The sequence below is a fragment of the Methylobacterium sp. P5_C11 genome (assembly GCF_054049775.1).
In genome coordinates, this window is the sequence record NZ_JBFULS010000110.1 from 1 (window position 1) to 2,918 (window position 2,918).

A 2,918-nucleotide genomic window follows, 5' to 3' on the forward strand; every position below is an offset into this window, starting at 1 on the left:
GATCCACCTCCAGGCCACGTTCAAGGAACAGCTCCTCGATGTCGCGGTAGCTCAGCGGGTAGCGCAGGTACCAGGAGACCGCCTGCACGATCAGGACCGCCTCGAAGTGCCGGCCGCGGAAGTCGGTCCGTGCACGCTGCTTGAGCTTGGCGGCAATGGCAGACAGGATCATGGGCCGGCTCCAAAGCGGAGGCGGCAAGCTGAGCGGGTATGGCTAACGACCCGCGAACCTCAGCACATTCGCGATTGCGACAGCCCCGTCTACGCGCCTCCGTGCGGCGTGCAGGCGTGCATCGAGGATCACGACGCGGGCGAACAGCCAGTAGAACCGGACGGCCTGCCAGCGCGTCAAAGGACGGCCCTGGCGGTAGGACCGGGGCGCGGGCCGAGCCGGGAGGGCCGTCGGCATCAAGCGCGCTCCAGCAGGTCGACGAGGAACGAGCCGGCCGCCGCTAGGACGTTGCCGCGCCCCCGCCAGGGCAGCACGACCGCCTCGGGCGCCGGCTTCACCGCCACCTCCAGCAGAGCAGCCTCGGGCGTCTCGTCATCACAATCCTGATCGGTCCCGTGCAGCCATGCGGCTTAGCTTTCGTGGTGGCTCTCAAACAAAGCAGTACCAGATTACTACCAAGCTTCATGTTCTATTCGCATGTGTGAGGCCGATCACGGAAGTATCTGGGTAGATCCCTATGCCTTCAATCACGCAAGCGGACGAGCCGCTCGGCGATACATTGGAGAGCGTGATGATCGGTAAGACACTCAAGACCCTGCTCGCTGCTGCCGCCATCGCGGCTCCGGTCGGCATGTTGGCGGCAACCGACGCGTTCGCCTTCGGCGGCCACTTCGGTGGTGGAGGCGGTCACTTCGGCGGAGGTGGCTTCGGCGGTGGGCACCCGGGCGGCTTCGGCGGGAGGCACCTCGGTGGAGGCGGCGGGTTCGGCGGCCGTCATTTCGGCGGAGGCTACGGCGGCTTCGGTTGGGGACCCCGTCGCCTCATCTACGTGGGTAGCACCTGCGGCTATGGCGCTCACTACAGCAATTACTGGGGCGGCTGCGTCCCGAACGACTGAGCACCCACGTCTGGAGCGCCAGAACAGGCGCTCCTATGCCCGCTCCAGCAGGTTGATGAGCGCCGTACCGGCAGCGGCGATGACGTTGCCTCGCCCGCTCCAGCGCAGCGGCGAAACCGGGATCGAGTAGAGACGGGTCCGACGCTTGGTCCAGCGGTAATGCACCTCGGCGCGCCACTCCTCGTGTGCCTCGCGGTGGGTGGCGATGGCAGCGAAGATCGGATCGGGCTGCTTGCGGGCCATGGGTGCGGGGCCTCAGTGCGCAGCGGCGCGGTGGGCGGCCTTGGCGACCTGCCAAGTGGCCTTGAGAGCGGAGGACATCGCCTCGCCGCGGGAGACACCGCAGCGCTCCTGAATGCCGGTGGCGGCCTTGCAGGCGGGGGCCATGATGGCGGCGCGGTCGTAGCGGCCGGTCAGGCTCGGGTAACCGCCCTCCCACATTCTGCGCTTTGGGCCGCGTTGCGTACAGGCCCCGGCCGTGAGGAACGGTATCGAGCCCCGTCAGCCCGTGGTTAGATCGGGTGACGGGGCTCACAGCGCGGCGTTGTCACCGATCAGCGGCAACGATCTGTTAACCATAACGGCAGAGGTAGCTGTCAGCGACCGGCTGGGGGCTGAGCGTCGGAAGAGCAGCACCGAGACCCGGATGTACGGTCTCGCGGTGCGGCCTTGTTGGCGCAGTCGCGACAAGCCCGCACCTGGAACACCAGGGCGGGCTTTTATCGTCGGGTCGGGCGGTCGGGCAGATGCAGGGCTATGCCAGCGCCTGCGGATGCAGCGACGGCCGCCCGGTATACGCGTCGGGCTTGAGCGGGCAACCGCTGTGCGCCTTGCGGTGGTAGAGGCTACGGCGAACGTTCGGTCCACTGTACGACCCGTTGATCGCCACGCGGCCGTGACAGGCCGGGCAACGCTTGACCGCCATGGTGTGGTGAGAAGCAGCCTCGTCCAAGCTGACGGCACGCCATGCACCCTCGATTTTCACTTCACAGGTCTGCGGGTCGGGGCTTAGCATTGCGCCGATCTGCCATGCTGACGCGAGTGTCGCCAGCGCCTTGGGTTCACACCAGTGCTGGCCTGCGGATCGCCGCCTCACTACGCCGAGGCCACGATCATTCGTGCCCGCGCCTCGGCCAAGCGCTCGTCGTCCGTGTGCACCGGCATGTCGGCGACGACCTTCTCGACGATCTGCCGCGTGATCGCCTCGTCAAGGCCGAGGCCGCGGGCGAACCCGTCGAGGCGTCTCATCATGTGCTGGGTCGCTGCACGCTCGTGTGGGGCCTCGGGATCGTCGCTCATCCCTCGACCGGGAAGCCCATGATGACGGCAGTCATCACCATCGTGCGGCGCAGGCCGGGCGTGGTGGCCTCGTCGGCCAGCAGCTTCTTGGCCTGCGGGTGCATCTCGATCGCCTTGGCCACATCGACCCGGTGGCCCGACTTGAAGACGAACGGGTCGGCCTTCTCGTCCTTTAGCTAGGCAGCCGTAGCCGCCTCGATCTCTTCATCCGTCACCTCGGACTTCCGGCGTAGGTCGCCGACGCTGGGGATCTCTTTTGCCATGGCGCGGAGGTAGCGCGCACCGGCCGGGCGGCCATACTAACAAGGCTCGCCCGGCCTCGCGCACGTTCCGACCGCGCTTCTACCGGGGCTGTCGCAATCGCGAATGTGCTGAGGTTCGCGGGTCGTTAGCCATACCCGCTCAGCTTGCCGCCTCCGCTTTGGAGCCGGCCCATGATCCTGTCTGCCATTGCCGCCAAGCTCAAGCAGCGTGCACGGACCGACTTCCGCGGCCGGCACTTCGAGGCGGTCCTGATCGTGCAGGCGGTCTCCTGGTACCTGCGCTACC

General features: G+C 67.2%; 5 protein-coding genes and 2 pseudogenes. 2 read left to right on the forward strand and 5 right to left on the reverse strand.

The features are described from left to right. Positions 1-172, reverse strand: a pseudogene (locus tag ACXJKQ_RS27470) (IS6 family transposase); the annotation flags it as partial. Positions 173-743: 571 nt separating this feature from the next. Between ACXJKQ_RS27470 and ACXJKQ_RS27475 the strand changes: the two are divergent. Continuing rightward, the gene (locus ACXJKQ_RS27475) at positions 744-1,070 is read left to right on the forward strand and encodes a hypothetical protein (RefSeq protein WP_457108831.1); all 327 of its coding nucleotides are present in this window, start codon (positions 744-746) and stop codon (positions 1,068-1,070) included. Between the two features lie 33 nt (positions 1,071-1,103). Here ACXJKQ_RS27475 and ACXJKQ_RS27480 read toward each other — a convergent pair whose 3' ends face one another. From ACXJKQ_RS27480 to ACXJKQ_RS27495, 4 genes are all read right to left on the reverse strand, one after another. Then, a complete protein-coding gene (locus ACXJKQ_RS27480) occupies positions 1,104-1,313 on the reverse strand; it encodes a hypothetical protein (RefSeq protein WP_457108832.1) in 210 nt (69 codons plus the stop codon). A 12-nt stretch (positions 1,314-1,325) separates the two neighbouring features. Continuing rightward, a complete protein-coding gene (locus ACXJKQ_RS27485; protein WP_457108833.1) occupies positions 1,326-1,511 on the reverse strand; it encodes a hypothetical protein in 186 nt (61 codons plus the stop codon). A 654-nt stretch (positions 1,512-2,165) separates the two neighbouring features. After that, positions 2,166-2,321 (reverse strand): hypothetical protein, encoded by a 156-nt coding sequence (locus tag ACXJKQ_RS27490; protein WP_457108834.1) that lies wholly within the window; start codon positions 2,319-2,321, stop codon positions 2,166-2,168. A gap of 44 nt (positions 2,322-2,365) precedes the next feature. Then, entirely contained in the window at positions 2,366-2,491 is a 126-nt protein-coding gene (locus tag ACXJKQ_RS27495) for a hypothetical protein (protein ID WP_457108835.1), read from the reverse strand. Positions 2,492-2,803: 312 nt separating this feature from the next. On the opposite strand from ACXJKQ_RS27495, the pseudogene ACXJKQ_RS27500 reads away from it, so the two are divergent. Continuing rightward, positions 2,804-2,918 (forward strand): annotated as a pseudogene (locus ACXJKQ_RS27500) (IS6 family transposase); the annotation flags it as partial.

Coding starts and splice junctions, on each gene's coding strand:
- ACXJKQ_RS27475 (WP_457108831.1), top strand. CDS start 744: ATGATCGGTAAGACACTCAAGACCCTGCTCGCTGCTGCCGCCATCGCG.
- ACXJKQ_RS27480 (WP_457108832.1), bottom strand. CDS start 1,313: ATGGCCCGCAAGCAGCCCGATCCGATCTTCGCTGCCATCGCCACCCAC.
- ACXJKQ_RS27485 (WP_457108833.1), bottom strand. CDS start 1,511: ATGTGGGAGGGCGGTTACCCGAGCCTGACCGGCCGCTACGACCGCGCC.
- ACXJKQ_RS27490 (WP_457108834.1), bottom strand. CDS start 2,321: ATGATGAGACGCCTCGACGGGTTCGCCCGCGGCCTCGGCCTTGACGAG.